The 15,946-nt window shown below is 49.5% G+C and carries 23 protein-coding genes; 12 read left to right on the forward strand and 11 right to left on the reverse strand.

Annotated elements, in window-relative coordinates:
• Positions 1-54: 54 nt before the first annotated feature.
• Entirely contained in the window at positions 55-324 is a 270-nt protein-coding gene (locus LIW51_RS40600; RefSeq protein ID WP_497007426.1) for a hypothetical protein, read from the reverse strand.
• A 712-nt stretch (positions 325-1,036) separates the two neighbouring features.
• Positions 1,037-1,201 carry a hypothetical protein gene (locus LIW51_RS34105; RefSeq protein WP_368411907.1) on the reverse strand — a complete coding sequence of 55 codons (165 nt, stop codon included), beginning with the start codon at positions 1,199-1,201 and terminating at the stop codon, positions 1,037-1,039.
• Between the two features lie 214 nt (positions 1,202-1,415).
• On the opposite strand from LIW51_RS34105, the gene LIW51_RS34110 reads away from it, so the two are divergent.
• Both LIW51_RS34110 and LIW51_RS34115 read left to right on the forward strand, forming a co-directional pair.
• Complete coding sequence (locus tag LIW51_RS34110; protein WP_227380450.1) at positions 1,416-1,694, forward strand: hypothetical protein; 279 nt, start codon at positions 1,416-1,418, stop codon at positions 1,692-1,694.
• Positions 1,695-2,090: 396 nt separating this feature from the next.
• On the forward strand, positions 2,091-2,831 hold the full coding sequence (locus LIW51_RS34115; protein WP_227380451.1) for a mechanosensitive ion channel family protein: 741 nt from the start codon (positions 2,091-2,093) through the stop codon (positions 2,829-2,831).
• A 363-nt stretch (positions 2,832-3,194) separates the two neighbouring features.
• On the opposite strand, the gene LIW51_RS34120 is transcribed toward LIW51_RS34115, so the two are convergent.
• The 3 genes from LIW51_RS34120 to LIW51_RS39700 all read right to left on the reverse strand — a co-directional run bounded on the left by LIW51_RS34120 (position 3,195) and on the right by LIW51_RS39700 (position 5,431).
• Positions 3,195-3,968, reverse strand: a complete 774-nt coding sequence (locus tag LIW51_RS34120; protein ID WP_227380452.1) for a proteasome assembly chaperone family protein — start codon at positions 3,966-3,968, stop codon at positions 3,195-3,197.
• A gap of 187 nt (positions 3,969-4,155) precedes the next feature.
• The gene (locus LIW51_RS34125) at positions 4,156-4,416 is read right to left on the reverse strand and encodes a DUF5789 family protein (protein WP_227380453.1); all 261 of its coding nucleotides are present in this window, start codon (positions 4,414-4,416) and stop codon (positions 4,156-4,158) included.
• Positions 4,417-5,260: 844 nt separating this feature from the next.
• Complete coding sequence (locus LIW51_RS39700; RefSeq protein WP_368411909.1) at positions 5,261-5,431, reverse strand: DUF1272 domain-containing protein; 171 nt, start codon at positions 5,429-5,431, stop codon at positions 5,261-5,263.
• Between the two features lie 503 nt (positions 5,432-5,934).
• Between LIW51_RS39700 and LIW51_RS34130 the strand changes: the two genes are divergently transcribed.
• Positions 5,935-6,093 (forward strand): hypothetical protein, encoded by a 159-nt coding sequence (locus LIW51_RS34130; RefSeq protein ID WP_227380454.1) that lies wholly within the window; start codon positions 5,935-5,937, stop codon positions 6,091-6,093.
• A 64-nt stretch (positions 6,094-6,157) separates the two neighbouring features.
• Here the strand turns inward: LIW51_RS34130 and LIW51_RS34135 are convergent, their stop codons facing one another.
• Complete coding sequence (locus LIW51_RS34135; protein WP_227380455.1) at positions 6,158-6,499, reverse strand: type II toxin-antitoxin system PemK/MazF family toxin; 342 nt, start codon at positions 6,497-6,499, stop codon at positions 6,158-6,160.
• Entirely contained in the window at positions 6,496-6,747 is a 252-nt protein-coding gene (locus tag LIW51_RS34140) for an AbrB/MazE/SpoVT family DNA-binding domain-containing protein (protein ID WP_227380456.1), read from the reverse strand. The genes LIW51_RS34135 and LIW51_RS34140 overlap by 4 nt, the downstream gene beginning before the upstream one ends.
• 181 nt (positions 6,748-6,928) lie before the next feature.
• Here LIW51_RS34140 and LIW51_RS34145 point away from each other — a divergent pair, with 181 nt between their 5' ends.
• Complete coding sequence (locus tag LIW51_RS34145) at positions 6,929-7,102, forward strand: hypothetical protein (RefSeq protein ID WP_227380457.1); 174 nt, start codon at positions 6,929-6,931, stop codon at positions 7,100-7,102.
• A 28-nt stretch (positions 7,103-7,130) separates the two neighbouring features.
• Here the strand turns inward: LIW51_RS34145 and LIW51_RS34150 are convergent, their stop codons facing one another.
• Entirely contained in the window at positions 7,131-8,942 is a 1,812-nt protein-coding gene (locus LIW51_RS34150) for a formate/nitrite transporter family protein (RefSeq protein ID WP_438267499.1), read from the reverse strand.
• Between the two features lie 90 nt (positions 8,943-9,032).
• Between LIW51_RS34150 and LIW51_RS34155 the strand changes: the two genes are divergently transcribed.
• The 7 genes from LIW51_RS34155 (at position 9,033) to LIW51_RS34185 (ending at position 12,653) form a co-directional block, all read left to right on the forward strand.
• The gene (locus LIW51_RS34155; protein ID WP_227380459.1) at positions 9,033-9,191 is read left to right on the forward strand and encodes a hypothetical protein; all 159 of its coding nucleotides are present in this window, start codon (positions 9,033-9,035) and stop codon (positions 9,189-9,191) included.
• A gap of 173 nt (positions 9,192-9,364) precedes the next feature.
• Positions 9,365-10,780: an ATP-binding protein gene (locus tag LIW51_RS34160; RefSeq protein WP_227380460.1), complete on the forward strand. Its 1,416-nt coding sequence runs from the start codon at positions 9,365-9,367 to the stop codon at positions 10,778-10,780.
• Positions 10,758-11,045 (forward strand): SWIM zinc finger family protein, encoded by a 288-nt coding sequence (locus LIW51_RS34165; protein ID WP_227380461.1) that lies wholly within the window; start codon positions 10,758-10,760, stop codon positions 11,043-11,045. Before LIW51_RS34160 ends, LIW51_RS34165 begins: the two co-directional genes overlap by 23 nt.
• Before the next feature lie 67 nt (positions 11,046-11,112).
• Positions 11,113-11,487: a helix-turn-helix domain-containing protein gene (locus LIW51_RS34170; RefSeq protein WP_227380462.1), complete on the forward strand. Its 375-nt coding sequence runs from the start codon at positions 11,113-11,115 to the stop codon at positions 11,485-11,487.
• Positions 11,487-11,951 (forward strand): type II toxin-antitoxin system VapC family toxin, encoded by a 465-nt coding sequence (locus LIW51_RS34175; protein ID WP_227380463.1) that lies wholly within the window; start codon positions 11,487-11,489, stop codon positions 11,949-11,951. Before LIW51_RS34170 ends, LIW51_RS34175 begins: the two co-directional genes overlap by 1 nt.
• A 21-nt stretch (positions 11,952-11,972) precedes the next feature.
• The gene (locus tag LIW51_RS34180; RefSeq protein WP_227380464.1) at positions 11,973-12,218 is read left to right on the forward strand and encodes an SWIM zinc finger family protein; all 246 of its coding nucleotides are present in this window, start codon (positions 11,973-11,975) and stop codon (positions 12,216-12,218) included.
• A gap of 225 nt (positions 12,219-12,443) precedes the next feature.
• On the forward strand, positions 12,444-12,653 hold the full coding sequence (locus tag LIW51_RS34185; RefSeq protein WP_227380465.1) for a hypothetical protein: 210 nt from the start codon (positions 12,444-12,446) through the stop codon (positions 12,651-12,653).
• 41 nt (positions 12,654-12,694) lie between these two features.
• On the opposite strand, the gene LIW51_RS34190 is transcribed toward LIW51_RS34185, so the two are convergent.
• Both LIW51_RS34190 and LIW51_RS34195 read right to left on the reverse strand, forming a co-directional pair.
• Positions 12,695-13,147, reverse strand: coding sequence for an SPW repeat protein (locus tag LIW51_RS34190; RefSeq protein WP_227380466.1), 453 nt, complete (start codon positions 13,145-13,147; stop codon positions 12,695-12,697).
• A gap of 522 nt (positions 13,148-13,669) precedes the next feature.
• On the reverse strand, positions 13,670-14,173 hold the full coding sequence (locus LIW51_RS34195) for a hypothetical protein (protein WP_227380467.1): 504 nt from the start codon (positions 14,171-14,173) through the stop codon (positions 13,670-13,672).
• A gap of 279 nt (positions 14,174-14,452) precedes the next feature.
• Between LIW51_RS34195 and LIW51_RS34200 the strand changes: the two genes are divergently transcribed.
• On the forward strand, positions 14,453-14,653 hold the full coding sequence (locus LIW51_RS34200; RefSeq protein ID WP_227380468.1) for a hypothetical protein: 201 nt from the start codon (positions 14,453-14,455) through the stop codon (positions 14,651-14,653).
• Between the two features lie 646 nt (positions 14,654-15,299).
• Here LIW51_RS34200 and LIW51_RS34205 read toward each other — a convergent pair.
• On the reverse strand, positions 15,300-15,680 hold the full coding sequence (locus tag LIW51_RS34205; protein ID WP_227380469.1) for a hypothetical protein: 381 nt from the start codon (positions 15,678-15,680) through the stop codon (positions 15,300-15,302).
• Positions 15,681-15,946 lie beyond the last annotated feature (266 nt).

Below are 15,946 nucleotides of genomic sequence, written 5' to 3' on the forward strand. Positions count from 1 at the left end.
GATACAAAAAGAGAACCGGGTGCAAAAGGGTAGATTATCGCCTTCTGCTGCGGTTCAGAACACCCCATTTGAGGCGCTCACTGCTCCGTAAAAGCACTCCGACGACTCTACTTCACGAATTCGGAGCGAGTACTGCTCGGGCAAATCATTGCTCTGAACTCGTATCTGCAACACACGCTCTTGTGCTGCCAATTCCTTCATCACCGCACTCTGTAACCGCTCGAACGACGCGTTTCCAGTTTTGATCTCACAATAGTACTGAGCCAGTACACCATCCCACTCATCTTTAGCCCGAACGATGCAGTCCGGTGTCCACCGTTTCACCCTGTTTGGATGGACGATTTACTGCCCAGACGTTGTCATTAAATAGTGAAAATACAATTTTTCAGTAACGCCTTGCTCTCATGGCATTCCCATCAGTGTCGATCTTCGTTCAATTTGTTCGCACCCCCCTATTACTTTGGAAGAATTCGGAGGTACAGATCGGCATTTAACGGCTTTAAAATTGCATAGAATTGCTTAGGGCTGGTTTCCGGCCATAGAATCCAGCTTTAGAATGCTAAGGCTGGATCGAAATGATAAATGTAGCCTTTCACGGCTTCAAACGACTGAAAACTGGACGTTACCATCTCATCCCTGTTCCTGTTACTCATCCAACCTTAGACTCTCTTATTCATGTTACTATTCCAATCTTAGGTTTCCGGGTCGATATTGGCTCACACGAGTATTATCGCGAAATAGAACGCCTCTATCCAGCCTTAGATCTGAACTATTAGAATCCTATAAATATATTCATCTATACTTGTGCCTTTAGAGCCATTTCCATCGATCCGGCCGTCGAATCACGACACCGCTTGCGTTCCCAAAGTAGTTGGTACAGGAGGCCATTGTGAAATGAAATGAGTACTGACTTCACTCAATGTCCTGACTGTGGATGGACCGGTAAGACAACTGATTGCGTGATCGATGAACTCGAACGAAAGTGCCCTGTCTGCCACTACGTATTTCGACGTAATTCGTGAATCGGGGAATCGATTCACTCGTTCTCTGGAATCCACCAGATGACCACCCGCGGACTCAATTTTCCCCGCTCAACTTCTCCATCCTCAAGCAGTGCTTCAAGCCGTCGATGCGCGGACGGCCGCTCAATCTCAAGCGTATCGGCCACCCACCGAGCGGTCACCGCCGGAAACTCGGACACACGTATTGCACTAAGAATATCCTCATCAGTCGTATCCTCTGCAAACTGGCCGCGAGTATCGCGCTCGCTCTCGTCTGTTATCGTAGCCCTTAGTTCCTTATCTACCTTTAATCATACACTACGTAGTATATTCGTCTCTCTCAAATCATCTAAATGAGTGATGAAAGCAATTACCACCACAGTTAACTAACTATCGATAGTCATTATACTCGGAATGATGGGTGAAAGTCAAGAAAAAATGATGGAACAGCCAGCACAAAAAGCAGCAGGTGAATCCGCACAGGATCCAATCGTACTCGCTGCTCTCGCATCCGTTGGGTTGTCCTGGTACCAGTTCTTTATCCGAGGCAAAAAGACACGGGGAATATTCATCGGCTTGTGGCCACCAACACTCCTCGCATTTGCAAGCTACTTCAACCAAAAACGGATGGAAAAACAAATGAATCCGACCAACATAATGAGTTCTGTCCGGAAAATGCTTGGTAGTAAATAATCTGCTCTCTTTTTGCCTGAAAGCGTAATCTAACATTCGTCGCCACTCCTTTGGGCGACACATCTCTCATGCTGTCTGTGCTTCGAAGAGCTGCAGGCGCGATGAATATTATCAACAATTTTCCAATTGGGGGTAATGGTTCGTATCCCAACGCGGAAACAGGGCAGTAGTCTCTGGAAGAGTTGACTTTTCCGGCCACTCTAATCCGGGTGTCCAATGTCTGTTGTTTACCACAAACCTGAACTCACTACCCTTTCTCCGATAATATCGTCCGTGAAACGACTGCAGATCCATTCATCGTTACTCATTTCCCGCCCCGAGTTAGGCAGTCAACAACAAACCGACTACAATCCAACTCTTTGGTGAACCACGTGATTGCGTGGGGGAGAACAAACAATGACACAACACGAGATCTTCACTAGCACGGTCTTACAAATCGGTGGACTTCCGGGATGGCTGCAGGACCCTATTTCAGGGTTTATCGCATTGCTTCCGCGCCTCGTCGGTGCACTCATCATCCTGCTCATCGGTTGGATTATTGGCCGTGCCGTGGCGGCGGTCGTCCGCAGAATCGCGGATCGAATCGAACTCGATAGAATGGTGCTTGATACGCCGCTCGGGCGGATGTTCGGTGGAACGGAAAGTGCGGTGTCGGGCGCGTTCGGTAAACTCGCCGCGTGGTTCGTCTACGCACTGGCGATTCTCGCCGCGGCAAACGTGCTCGCAATTGCGACGCTTTCGCAATGGGTTGCCACTGCTGTCTCATACCTTCCAGCACTGATCGCTGGACTGTTAGTCATTGTGCTGGGATTCGTGGTTGCTGACTTCATCGGTGACGCGATCATGCGAACTCGGGCGGCAACGCACACCGCGTACACCCAGTGGTTCGCCACGGGAACCCGGATGTTCCTGTACTTCACCGCCATCGTCATCGGTCTCGACACAATGGGTATCGACGTAAGTATCCTTTACCTGTTCGCTCGTGCCCTTGCATGGGGACTTGCGGCCGCTATCGCCATCGGCGCGGGTGTCGCGTTCGGCTGGGGTGGTCGGGACTACGTCGCCGAACACATCGACGGGTGGATGAGCAGCGCGAGTCAGGGAACCCCAAGTCCGCAACCGAGCGACGATGACTGAAAAAGCCGTCTGCTGACGGCTTTCCGGCTTTGGAACCGTTCACGGAACTCCTTGCGGGAGCCGTGCTCCCTGCGGAACCTCTCGATAGCCGCGCCATTCCGCACCGGCGTCGAGCCCGGCGTTCACTTTTTAGTAGTCGCCAATTCCACTCGGCTTGACGGGTATATTTGGCCATCGGTTCAACGTCTTCGACTTCCGGCCACCATCCGCGAATCCCGTCGAGATATACTTAAACATATGCTATGCGATTGATGATGAGAATCCCCACCAAACCGTCCAATGGGGGCCACATCCAGATCAAACCACTCCCACATACTGTGGAGTACCGACTGTTTGTCAATAGAAATTAATCTGCACGCTTCTCTATTGATACATACTTGGTACCGGTTGATCTAGGTCTTGTGATTGACTGGCTTGTTCGTTTTGGATGAGTTGCTGGTACTGTGCAGCGACTTGCTCAAGTTCGGATTGGATTGCATCTGCTTGTTGTTCGAGTTCTGGTGTTTCAATATCAAAGTCAACCAGGGGTTCAACAGCATTTTCGATCAGGGATTGTGCAGCGATGGGATCTGGATAGAAGGGATTCGCTTGCACGATGAGTATCATAGTCGGAATTCTAGATTGATAGAAGTCGTTCGCGAGTGCGCCTGTGACGCCACCAACAAGTCCAGAAGCAGCCGCGAGTGGAATATTCGCGGCGGTTAACTCCTCTTTGAGTGCATCCGTTGTTGCAACCCCCTGTACGTCGCCCACTTCAGATTCCGATTGTGCCGGTGCACCAACCAAAAATACCGCACGCTCAAATTGGGCCATGATCTCCTCTCGCAGGCACTTTCCGAGCGCTCGATAACTCGTCGGAGGGAGGACGACATCACTCTGCAATGTGAGTACAGACGGTGTTTCACCGGCATATACTCGAACAGGGTCCTGTATTTGGCCCTCCGTAAATGATGTCACTGGGGGAAACAGATCAGAGTGAAGCGATCCGTGATGGGTCAGTCCAAGTTGTTGAGTGATTTGATCTACCGCAATTGCAGCAACCAGGCCGTGTCCTGGTAGTCCTTCGATGAACGTCGCTGTTTCGGGGTTCTGGTCAGCGATTGCTTTGAATTCGACTGTCGCTGTTGGTCTACCCATTCACATAGTTTAGGGAGCGTCGGTAATCACCTTTTGTTTTTATGGAGCTATTTTGCTCGTGGTTGATCACAATTGAACGGTGTGATACGTAGAACGAGTTTCTCGATAGTAAAGTCGACCTCCGCCCTACCGAGTTCAACCTCTATATCGGAGAAACTGAGACGAGGAGAAATCCAGTACCGATTTTTTAACTTCGATCTCCTCTATTTAACTGATTTAGTACATCGTTTCGGACTTCGCTTGCGGAGTCGTATGTTTTCTCGTCGACTGAATTAAGCACTTCTTCGATGGATTGTGTGCCGCCCGGCGATTCGACCTCATAGTCGCCATACGCCGCAATCAATTCATCGACTGTCATTGGATAGTCTTGCTCTTCGAGGGTCTCATCGAACTCACCAAGCTCACCGTCTTGTGCCCGTTCCTCAACCGAGGATCGATCATCACTCATGGGCTTGTTCTAAATTCGCAAGTCAGAATAAGGTGTTGGCTGATTCACCGAACGATAAGCAGCGATGTACTAGATGTAAGTAAGTGGTGAGATGACTAACTATCGATTCTAATGTGGCCGCTGTAAGCAACTTTGTTTTTGAATGCAGTTGCTGCGACCGATAGTACACCAGAGAAACCGGCGGCCCTGTTCGACGAGCACGGACACATGTGACGGACGTCGCTACTGAACACTCCTCGATCTGCCGGTCGAAACGATCGACTGAGAGGTGTCGAAGAGTTCGCAGACAATGTTCAGACTGTAACTCTTAAATGTGGGTTTCAAGAGCACCATGAAGTGGCTAACTTACTGAAGAATACCTTCAAACGGACAAAGGTGGTTTTTCCCTGAACTAACCAACCGAGAACTATGTTGCACTGATATCTCTATTATTATTGATGTGAGCTTGGGCACCGGTCAACGGGTATTTCATTTCAATTCTAAACTAAGCTGAAAACAGAGACGTGAAAAGCCGACAATCGCTAACTAAGGCACCTATTGTACCTATTCCTCAGGAATCCACCAGATAACTACCCGCGGGCTCAACTTTCCCTGCTCGACCTCCTCCTCTTCATACAGCGCCTCAAGTCGTCGATGCGCAGAGGGCCGCTCAATCTCAACTGTATCTGCTACCCACCGAGCGGTCACAGCCGGAAACTCCGACTTGCGTATCACCGTGAGAATATCGTCGTCAGTGGTTTTCTCTGCATACTTGGCATGATTGAGACGTACGGGCTAGTTTGTAACTAAACGCAAGATGAATTGAATGGCAGTTAGCTACCCACAACAACAAATGCACGCGCCATCAGCGACCGAATTGATTGTCGGATGACTGTTGACCCTGTTTCGTGACTTGACCGCCACACTTGGGACAAATTCCCTCCGCAGTGTCGAAGGTTTCACCACACAGCTGGCATTCAAAGGACGCATCACTTTTCGTAGTGAATAGCTGTTTGAGTTTGTTAATTAGTCTCATTTAGTGGTGATTTACACTCTTCGTGCGTACCGGGAAAAATCTACGGATAAATAGCAATATACAAATTCTATTCGAGAGCGCGTTACCTGTTGGTTTCACGGATTTCAGGAAGCCTCATGCACACTCTCCAGAAAGCGATGGCGTCCAATCCGTTGTAGACGACTTACTGCAATGGGAAGTAGCGGTATCGCTGCACGGCTTGATCAGCGGAGAACCACACCGGATGCTGAACCACCTGACGCTGGTCTTTCCTATGTCAGGCTCGAAAGACCATACAAACGGAACCATCCGAAACCCTTGAACCTGCCGAGACGGCACAGAAACGCGCACAATGGGAACAATTCCCCTCAACGTCGAATGCCCCCGGACTCATCGAAGTCACCACTGAGAGCCACGAGAACCCAGCAGGCAACCAGTACACAGTCTCCATTGACGACGTGACCGAGGATCTGATGGCTTGTAATTGCCCACATCACGTTCACCGCAATGCCTACTGCAAACACATGGCCACCGTGGAAAACGCGACTGACGACGGCACGCTCGACGCCTTTCCGTCAGAGGACGAAGACGATGCCGAGTCTGAAAACTGTGACTGCGATGGCCTCGATGGCTTCCCGTGCTGGCCGTGTGTGAGAACGGGACGGAAGGACCTGCCAAACTAACCCACGCTTCAGTCTCTGGACCGCATATCTTGAAAAAGCTTATACCTGGTATATAGCGACGATTTCAGTCTAAACCGAGGCTCACTTTGATGGCTGCATCGATTTCAGTCATTTTCTCATCACTGACATGCCCAAAGGTTCGCTCAATACGCTTTTCAATATCGACCGTCCGTATTTGATCAAGTTGGACAGCAGAATCCTTGTCGACATCTTCATCGCTTGCACGGAGAATGACCACAAACGGATATTGTGAGAGTGTCGTCGTCATCGGGGCGACGATTGTTGTGGGCGAATACTGGTTGCCAGTATCGTTTTGGATAACGACTGCTGGTCGGGTCTTTTTGATTTCGGATCCTTTTGTCGGATCGAGATTTACGAGAACAATATCACCGCGAGAGACGCTCATAAGTAGTCGTTTGCCTCTCTCGATGCCCCTTCCCATTCCTCATTTATTTCCCGTGCCTGTTCGGCATTGTCCTTGTAGGCCTGCGCAAGCTCATCATGATCAATGCCATTCGGCTTCCGAATTACGATTTTGCCATCTTCACGCTCGACAATGACCTCGTCTCCACCGTGGATATCTTCTTGCTCTCGAATCCACTTTGGAATCGTGACCTGGCCTCGATCACCGACACGCCGTATGTTCTGTGACATTACATGAATTCATATGTTATTCATATCTATAAAGGCACCGGGTGAGTTGTATAGAGACGACGAAGACGATGCGGAGCCAGAGGAGTGCGACTGTGACGGTCTCGATGGCTTCCCGTGCTGGCCATGCGTGAAGTCCGGACGGAAGGAACTGCCGAACTAACTCGCTTCAGTCTTTTTATCCATGTCTCGCCAATTGACGTTCTCGGAGATCACCGACCAGCGAACGCTGACGGAAAGCGCGGATGCTACAACCGATGATACACCTGAGACACCGACAGCCCTGCTCGACCCAGCACAACAGCATGCAGTGAACGTCGTCACCGAGCATTTCCCTGAAATCTATACCCATCCATAAATTAAAAGTGAACTATCAAAAGCAGCGTTCATCTTCTACTGAATAGTCGTTCGATGATAGTTCGATTACTTGGTCGCTCCGCCAACAATACGGAACAATCGACTTCATTGAGAACGTCATAATGTAATGTATTTCTCACAAGCCGTGAAAGTAGTCCCTCCTCCGTTGCTCCGACGATCACTAGCGTATGGTCTTTCGATTTGCGCTTGATCGCCTCGCCGACATCCCCAGAATCGTCTATGACGAGCGAAGCAGTGTCTAAGTCGTTTTCTGTTGCCCAGTTAGAGAGAAACTGTTCACCTGAGACACGTTCGTTGGGCCCATCTACAACATGTAACAGGGTCACTGTTGATCCGAGAGTAGACACGAGGTCCCGTGCTACTTCTGCACTTAATTCCGAATCAGGACCACCCGCAGTAGGTAACAAAATCCTTGAAGCGTCCAGCTCCTGGCCCTTTAATACGAGAAAATCACAGGGGAGTCGTTTAGTTAATTCGTCGATCGGCTTCTCTGCGCGTGCCTCTCCCCATAGTCGGTCCGTATCCCATCCCATCACGACAAGATTTACGTGCTCTTGTTCAGCAGTATCGAATACCTCCTGAAATGAGCGGTGAGAAACGATTGTAGACGTCTCACAAGCAATATTATACGAGTCAGCAGTCTCACGAACATCTTCCATCAGCGTATCAGATTCAGCAATAATGCGATCTTGTTGGCCAAGATCGTAATTCATCGAAGCACGAAGGGGTGTTTGCACAATATGAACAGCATGGATTACCGCTGACGCCCGTTGACTGGCAAGAACACATGCTAAACTTACCACTTCTAATTCAGTACGAGGATTCTCAATTGGAACTAAGATCCGGTAAGCATCGTTATCAGATGAACCTATTTCACTAGTATCAATCATTGAAACGTATGAGCGTCCGACGAGATCACCAAGAAACCACTCCCGAATTGAAAGCTGACGGTCGGCGCCTTCGAATCGAGCTGTTTCGAGTCGGCGTTCGCTCGTTTGGAAGTAGTTGACCACAGTTACCAATACAACACCACCTACCGTATTACCGAGTAGAACAGGGATAACAAACTGTGTGAGCCCAACAGAGATCCCAATATCTCCTGCCAGCACCAGGTAGGTCATTTCAGTGAAAGAAACGACGACGTGAAAAAGGCCGCCTAATGGGATTGCAAGGAACGCTAAATATACGATCACTAGCCGAGAAATTGTATCACGAGAGGCGAATACTACCCAAACAACTCCAGCGACTATCAATCCAGCAAAAACCGCTTTAAAAAATAACGATGATGGTGGCGTCTCGATCCCGTTTTCGGCGTGGTGGAGAGCCGCGGCGGCTGCCTCGGGAGAAAAGACACCACCCCATGTGAGTGCGATTGCTCCGATGGCACCTCCGGTAAAATTGCCAAACAGGACGATAAGCCAATGACGTAATAGCGCTGGAATGCTAGCTAACCGTTCTATCGTCAAAGCGACTGGTGGCAGTGTATTCTCGGTATATAGCTGATAACCACCGAGTATGATGTAAACGAATCCAAGTGGATACAGTAGTGCACTAAAGAGTGGATTACCGCCCATCGTGGCAGTCATCGACGAATAGAGAAGAAACGTGATTGTAATCGCAAATCCTCCTGCGAGAGCACTGAAGAATAATTCGCGAGAGCTTGACGTTATTTCCTCATCAGCAGCGGCAATAATACGCTGAAAGATTTCATCTGAAGAAAAGCGATCTCGAACGACGGCTCCAACTGCGGGAGCACCGCTTCGAGAGCTCTCAACAGCATCACGAACAGTCTCTCGGTCCGAATCCGAGTCTGACATCATAGTCTATAATGTCCGACAAGCTATACGATTTGTGTTCTATTATTGATTATCTGTTTTCCCCTCACACACCGGAACGCCCACTACAAACACATGGTTGCCGTCGAAAACGCACCCGACGACGGAACGCTCGATGCCTTCCCGCCGAAGGACGACAACGATACCGAACCCGAAGACTGCGACTGTGACGGCCTCGGTGGTTTCCCGTGCTGGCCGTGTGTGCAAACGGGACGGAAGGAACTGCCGAACTAACCACCGCTTCAGCTCTTTTTATCCATGGCACGCCAACTAACGTTCTCGGCTATCACCGACCAGCGAACGCTCACGGAAAGCAAAGATTAGGAATGAAACTATTAGAGTTTGAGCTATAATAGTCTCGCCACTAACTTCGAAGCACATACATACCTCGCATCTCTACCATACGTATGGAACAGTTCGTCAATCGCATCAAGGAACTTGACCGACTCAAAGCGCTATACGATAGCGAACAAGCGGAACTCGCAATTATCTACGGGCGTCGGCAAATCGGAAAGAGTGAACTCGTTCGCCAATCCGTTATCGATCGAAACGATGTCGTCTACTATCAGGCTGTCCAAGGAACTCCCACTACCCAACTTTCTCGCTTCGTTGAAGCGGCTGCGTCGACATTTTCCAGCATTACTTCGGTCAAAGAAGAGTGGGAACCACTTCTCACGCACCTCGTTGAGAGAGACGCGATCATCATTATCGATGAATTCCCATATCTCATCGAATCAGACGAGAGTCTTCCATCTATTGTGCAACACCTGTGGGATACCGGCGTGGACGACAGTCAAGCAACGCTCGTCCTTACAGGGTCAGCAATCGGTATGATTCACACCTATCTGCTTGATGGCGGTGCGCCACTCTATGGACGTGTTTCCCAGACGCCGAATGGTCAAATGGAACTCACACAACTCCCCTTCCGGTCAGTCCAAGAGTTTGTCCCGGGATACGACCCAGAGGATCGTGTATTCGTGTATGGAGTCTTCGGTGGCACACCTCGCTATTTAGATCCGCTCGACGCATCACGATCGCTCGGAAAGAATATTACACGACTATTGTGTGACCCGGATGGGCCACTCCATAACGAGCCAGAAACGGTGCTCCAAATGGAACTCAACGAGGTAAATACGTATTTCTCGGTATTAGAATCGATGGCGAGCGGAAATCGAAGTCGAAACGAAATTGCACAAGGAGCCGGCATTGAGAGCACCAATACGTCCTATTATTTCGACCGCTTGGAAACGCTTCAGATCATCGAAAAGCATCATCCAGCATTCGCTGACCCAACGCGAAGTAAGCGAACGCGGTACAAAATCCGAGATCCCGTCTTTCGTTTTTACTTCCGATATCTGTATGGCCGTGGTGGTCAATATGAACTCTATGGCGAAAATGCATACGAGGATCTTATCGAACCAGAGTTGCCGGACTTTGTGAGTGAAATATTTGAAGAGCTGTGTCACGATGCACTCCCTGAATTGTATTCCGAATATACGTTTACACGGGTGCCAAGCCAGTGGTGGTACAAAGATCGTGAAATCGATGTCGTCACCCCGACTGACGAGTCGACACTTCTCGTCGGTGAAGCCAAGTTCACAAATGCTCTACTCGGATATGATATCCTCAACAATCTCGAAGAAACGGTCGAGTATATCGACTGGATACCGAAGACGGGTGGCAATCCGTCGTATGAATACGCATTATTCAGCCGATCGGGATTCAAATCATCCGTAGAAGAAGCTGCTGACGATCGTACTGACCTTCACCTTTTCGACCTCAATGATGTTGTAGGTGCACTTGAGACAAACGAAACACGCTGAATATCACTACCTCATTTCCATCAACCACGTGACCGAGGAACTGATGGCCTGCACGTGCCCGCACCACGTCCACCAGAGCGCCTTCTGTAAGCACATGGCTGCCGTCGAAACCGCAACTGACGACGGGACGCTCACGGCGTTCCCATCGGAGGACGACGAGACGGACGAAGACGACGCTGAACCAGAAGAGTGCGATTGTGACGGCCTCGGTGGCTTCCCGTGCTGGCCATGCGTAAGGATGGGACGGAAGGAACTGCCGAACTAACCACCGCTTCAACTACCACTTGCGTATTCCAATACGGTTAAGGCAATCGGAGCACTATCAACCGAATATGAGCGACCAATCACGCACAGACTCCGGCCACTATGCCGAAACAATCACGCTTGAGCGCGTGCTCCGTGTCTTCGATCAAATCGAGGGTCCGACGATCACTTCGCGCGACGTTGCCGACGTTCTCGACTGTTCAACGGAGGCTGCCCGCCAAAAACTCGGTCAGTTACATGAACAAGGACGTATCCATCGACGCAAATCAGGACGAACCGTCCTATGGTGGCGGGCAGATGACGCTCAAGCAGCAACCGAATTCGATCCCGATGATCCACTATTTGCGGAGTCACCAACATTTGCGAGTGAGGAACCGACAGATGCCGCAAACGTCGACGAATATCTCTATGGTCCAATCGAAGCGAATTCTGACGATGAATAATGCCGACAAATACATCTACCGCTGACACTGCTCGTTCTCTCTTTGTTGATACCGGCGCACTCTTTGCCGTCTTCAATCCGAATGATGAGCGACATGATGCTGCTCGCATCGTCATGCAGAAGATTCGAACTGGTGAAGCTCCGTACCGGCCACTCTATATTAGTAGCTTCGCAGTCGGCGAACTCGCAACCCTAATGCTTCGGAAACTAGGCCACGCCGCAGCTGTTGAGGGGATTCAACGCATTCGTGAGTCGCCAAATTTGACAATTCTCTATCCTGGTCCAGCAGCGTTCGCAAACACGTGTGCAGAATTTGGTCGGTATGATGATCAGCAAATTTCCTTTGTTGATCATATGACTGGTGTGCTGGCGGATGAGCGTGATGTTACCCATGTATTTGCCTTCGACAGCGATTTTCGAACCCTCGGACTCACAGTCGTCCCTGAGGATGTCGGCGTTTTCTGAACTACACTAGCTCTCAGATAAATGAGTTTCTTAGATCACGAAACCGGCGAGCTGATGGCCTGCACCTGCCCGCATTACGTCCACCGCACCGCCTTCTGCAAACACATGGCCGCCGTCGAGAACGCAATCGACGACGGGGCGCTTGAGGCATTCCAGTGCGAGGACAGCGAAGACGATGCCGAACCAGAAGACTGTGATTGTGACGGCCTCAATGGTTTCCCGTGCTGGCCGTGTGTGCAAACGGGACGGAAGGAACTGCCGAACTAACCACCGCTTCAGCTCTTTTTCTCTGTCTCATGTTGAACTGCGTGAGACCTCCCTGTTAGACGAAGATATGAACAATAACAATACGCCGGGTAGCTCCGTGAGGTGAACCTCTCCGCTATGACAGCGTTAGATTCGAAAGAGCTATGCTGTAGGCTCGGAAGAACGTGAATAGCAGAAGAGAATATGGACGACAAGGAATTAGACGACGTAGCGGTTTTCTTTCGCATGGCACGCGAGTTCCCGGTGCGGACGAGCCTCTTTACATTCGGATTGCCGGTGTTTGCTCTCCTCCAACTACTCAACGGCTTCATTTACAACGGATCACTTGTCTTCATCGGCCTGTTCGCAGTACTAGTCACGGCGGTCTCAGTAAATCTGACTCAATACTATATCGCCGTTTATCGCCGACAACAGCTTACTCACTGGTGGCGATAACAGACTGACAGACTGGCATTGAAAAAGGATTGGTCAACAAATTAGGCTGCCGCTCTTTGGGCATCTCGACGCCAGTCGCGGATTTTGTAGGCGCTGTAGGCGCCGAGCACGAACGCAAGCAAACCGACGATGATGTCGTTCCAAAACCCAAGATTGTTGGCAGTTTCTGTGGCTCCGGCATCAACACCGAGGACAAATGGCGCGATGATGAGCCACAAGCCGAGTATCGCCGCGACTGTCGCCGCCCCCATGCTTCCTAACTGCTCTTTCGACTGACGGGAATAGTTGTACGCGCCGATGGCGGCTAGAAACGCACCGACAAGGACGTCATTCCAGACTTGTGTTGCTGCGAGTTCGAATAGGAACGCTTGTAAGATCAGCCAGAGGCCAAGAAGAGCGATGAGCGCCGATAGTCCTTTCCCCCGTTCGTCTGGGTTCGGGGCATGCCTATCTTGATTGTGCATCTGCTCTCTGTCAGTGTCATGATTACTCATTGGTGTTCCCTATTTAGATAGGATCCGTATTTGCTTAAGTATAGCGGCTTATTTTGAACATATGGCAAAATAATCTCGGAGTTAATGAATAGATAATCACTATAGGACGTTAAAAAACCACATTCGGATCGCTTATCACATCGCAGTACACGGTACGAGAAAAACGAAGGGTTCCTCACCTGTGTACACTGGATGCGAAACCTGTGTTGAATTTATCAACGAACGTGTGGTGTAATCTGTCCTCTCGAATAAGTAATGAAAAACGATTGGACAGTGACACCGATGAGGGTCACACAACCAAAAATCAAGGTGAGGAAATTTCTATCAAAATTAAAGGCATCTAATCAGAGTACTCGCTGAGTTTCTGCTTCTCTGCGAATTTCACTAGCACGAAAACAGTAAGGGCCCTTATTCGTCTCCTTCGCTCTGTTCGTCTTCGTTAGACATCTCCTCGTCAGTTTCCTCTTGTTGCTCCTGCGTGCTCTCTGCCGTCTCAGCGGCTTCATCCATTTTGTCGGCAGCTTATTCACCACTTTTCTGAACCTGGTCAGCGGCCATCTCACCGCGTTTATCGACTTGCTCCGCGGCTTCTTTGGTTCCTGCTTCGACCTGATCTGCGGCCGTTTCACCACGTTCCTGAATTCTTTGGGCCGCATGCTCAGTAATGGCTTCCGTTTGGTGGGCCATCTCACCAGAGCGTTTCGCAATCTTGTCAGCGATTGAATGAGCTTGGTTCGTCGTCTTGCTCACAACTTTATTCATTGATTTCGACTTTGATTTCAGTACATAGCCGAGGCCGACGACGGCTCCAACGAGTAGTAGTTTCGAGAACTTACCCCGCCCCTGGCTCTGCTGTCCCGATTGGACACTGCTAGTCGTCTCTTTTGATTCCGTGTCGAGAATCTGTTTGACTATCATTTCAGTGACGTTTGACGTCACCTCATCGTTTCTAAGGAGGTAACGGATTGCTTGATCGATGTCGACAAGCAAGAATGTACGGAATTTTGTCGTTCTGCGCTGCTTCACGATCGTTTTCCTCCATCGCTACTTCTAACACCCGTACAATTGATTTCGGGATGGCGTCGATAACCGATTTTGCTGGTGATCCTTCTCGTACGTCTAATAGAACCCCACTCATGTGTTCCCCACCACTGTTTATAATGGATAGTCGTGCAAATACGTTCGGGTAAGTTGGGCACAATCAAACGGACGAATGTTTTGGCTCTGCAGTTGTTTAATTATGAGAACTGTAAACCTCTATACTACTATTCTATTGTTTTAATTGATAACATAACTGAAGATCTAATGGCCTGTACGTGTCCGCATCACGTTCACCGCAACGCCTGCTACAAGCACATAGCTACAATCGAGAACACGACCGACGCCGGCACGCTTGACGCCTTCTCTTCCGAGGACGAAGACGCTGCCGAACCTGAAAACTGCGACTGTGACGGCCTCAACGGGTTCCCGTGCTGGGGTGTCTGTATATGCTTCGTGAGACAGTGATGTAGGATACGCTCCAGAGTGAGCATGCGATCTATCTAGAGGACTAGTGTGACGACGAAAACGTGATCCAGGTAACAACGCTACATAATCGTACTCTCTGTTCATCTTGGTCGAAACAACGTGTTTGGAGCTGAAAGCCTGAATTTAGATTTGTAGTCAACAGAAAGTATATGCCGTGTCATCTCAATCTTATTGTTAATCATGCTGATTGATCCCTTGACAATATTCGTAGCGTTCATTCTATTGACGTTTCTTTTTATGCTCGGTGTCTTTATTTACCGAGATGCAACTCGGACAGAGACACCGTATCCTCTTCTATGGGGTTTTCTTTCGTTTATTGGTGGGCTGGGTGGTGTTGCTGTTTACTACTTCTATCAGCGGTCACGCCAATGATGAGTCCATAATACAATTTTCGATAACCCCGTGTTTCATCACTGATCACCCACGGTTCAGTTCATCTCTGCTAAACACTTGACTGGGAAAATAGTCTGAATTCTGGGATTTTGGTCTGTTGCAAGGTGACTGATCGGTTCTATAACCGACGTAGAACGTACGACGGCACCGGGACCGAGTTCTCGATTTGCTCGATTTGAGGCGATTGACTGCCAGTTGAGAGTATAAGCGGCAGTGGAGGTGTTTCGGATGGTCAGGGAGCAACCGTGGCCTCACCATAGAGAGGGATCATAATGAGAAGTAGTACAATCGCACCGAGGGAGACAGCAACAATGACTCTCCACCGTCTATTTTCGGGGTTCGAAGCGACGATGTATCCTGTAAGCACGAGGAGAGTCACTTGGAGAAGGAATTCAAGATAAGACGCATTGAGTCCAAGACCGTCGCGAAGCACGATAACCATTAGAACCGCTGAAAGGACGGTCAGAACCACCATTGCAACTGTCGAACGGGATGTGGCACTAGTTGCCTTTGCCACAATCATCGTCAGTACCAAATTGATAAAAATTCGCATCCCAGCGATCGCAGCGAGGAGAGCAGGATTGGACCAATGAGGGAAGAGCCGCTCAAACATAGTCTCTAATTTCTGTAAGATCTCATCAATCTATGTACTAGTCAATTCACGCTCTCTAATCAATACGAAGCCAATTTTCTGCTCTCTCAGCTCATAGGCGAAAGTACGATGTCCCGGGCTCCCGAGTCAACCTGTGCGCAATTCGCGGTGGGTATTTGGCGGAGTTTATATAACTATCGACTGTCATCTATACGTTAGATGAAGCCAGCTCGGTTCGTAACCCTTAGTTTCGTATATAGTGGAATAGTACTACTGGCACAGTACGC

It is taken from the genome of Haladaptatus halobius, assembly GCF_020618475.1.
Classification (GTDB): Archaea; Halobacteriota; Halobacteria; order Halobacteriales; family Haladaptataceae; genus Haladaptatus; species Haladaptatus halobius.

Excerpts from the sequence above, each read along its gene's own strand:
- LIW51_RS34185 (WP_227380465.1), top strand. The coding sequence starts at position 12,444 with ATGGCACGCGAGTTCCCGGTGCGGACGAGCCTCTTTACATTCGGATTG.
- LIW51_RS34135 (WP_227380455.1), bottom strand. The coding sequence starts at position 6,499 with ATGAGCGTCTCTCGCGGTGATATTGTTCTCGTAAATCTCGATCCGACA.
- LIW51_RS34160 (WP_227380460.1), top strand. The coding sequence starts at position 9,365 with ATGGAACAGTTCGTCAATCGCATCAAGGAACTTGACCGACTCAAAGCG.
- LIW51_RS34145 (WP_227380457.1), top strand. The coding sequence starts at position 6,929 with ATGTCTCGCCAATTGACGTTCTCGGAGATCACCGACCAGCGAACGCTG.
- LIW51_RS34200 (WP_227380468.1), top strand. The coding sequence starts at position 14,453 with ATGGCCTGTACGTGTCCGCATCACGTTCACCGCAACGCCTGCTACAAG.
- LIW51_RS34125 (WP_227380453.1), bottom strand. The coding sequence starts at position 4,416 with ATGAGTGATGATCGATCCTCGGTTGAGGAACGGGCACAAGACGGTGAG.
- LIW51_RS34170 (WP_227380462.1), top strand. The coding sequence starts at position 11,113 with ATGAGCGACCAATCACGCACAGACTCCGGCCACTATGCCGAAACAATC.
- LIW51_RS34180 (WP_227380464.1), top strand. The coding sequence starts at position 11,973 with ATGAGTTTCTTAGATCACGAAACCGGCGAGCTGATGGCCTGCACCTGC.
- LIW51_RS34190 (WP_227380466.1), bottom strand. The coding sequence starts at position 13,147 with ATGAGTAATCATGACACTGACAGAGAGCAGATGCACAATCAAGATAGG.
- LIW51_RS34130 (WP_227380454.1), top strand. The coding sequence starts at position 5,935 with ATGGCCACCGTGGAAAACGCGACTGACGACGGCACGCTCGACGCCTTT.
- LIW51_RS34115 (WP_227380451.1), top strand. The coding sequence starts at position 2,091 with ATGACACAACACGAGATCTTCACTAGCACGGTCTTACAAATCGGTGGA.
- LIW51_RS34205 (WP_227380469.1), bottom strand. The coding sequence starts at position 15,680 with ATGTTTGAGCGGCTCTTCCCTCATTGGTCCAATCCTGCTCTCCTCGCT.
- LIW51_RS34150 (WP_438267499.1), bottom strand. The coding sequence starts at position 8,942 with ATGATGTCAGACTCGGATTCGGACCGAGAGACTGTTCGTGATGCTGTT.
- LIW51_RS34120 (WP_227380452.1), bottom strand. The coding sequence starts at position 3,968 with ATGGGTAGACCAACAGCGACAGTCGAATTCAAAGCAATCGCTGACCAG.
- LIW51_RS34110 (WP_227380450.1), top strand. The coding sequence starts at position 1,416 with ATGATGGGTGAAAGTCAAGAAAAAATGATGGAACAGCCAGCACAAAAA.
- LIW51_RS39700 (WP_368411909.1), bottom strand. The coding sequence starts at position 5,431 with ATGAGACTAATTAACAAACTCAAACAGCTATTCACTACGAAAAGTGAT.
- LIW51_RS34155 (WP_227380459.1), top strand. The coding sequence starts at position 9,033 with ATGGTTGCCGTCGAAAACGCACCCGACGACGGAACGCTCGATGCCTTC.
- LIW51_RS34175 (WP_227380463.1), top strand. The coding sequence starts at position 11,487 with ATGCCGACAAATACATCTACCGCTGACACTGCTCGTTCTCTCTTTGTT.
- LIW51_RS34140 (WP_227380456.1), bottom strand. The coding sequence starts at position 6,747 with ATGTCACAGAACATACGGCGTGTCGGTGATCGAGGCCAGGTCACGATT.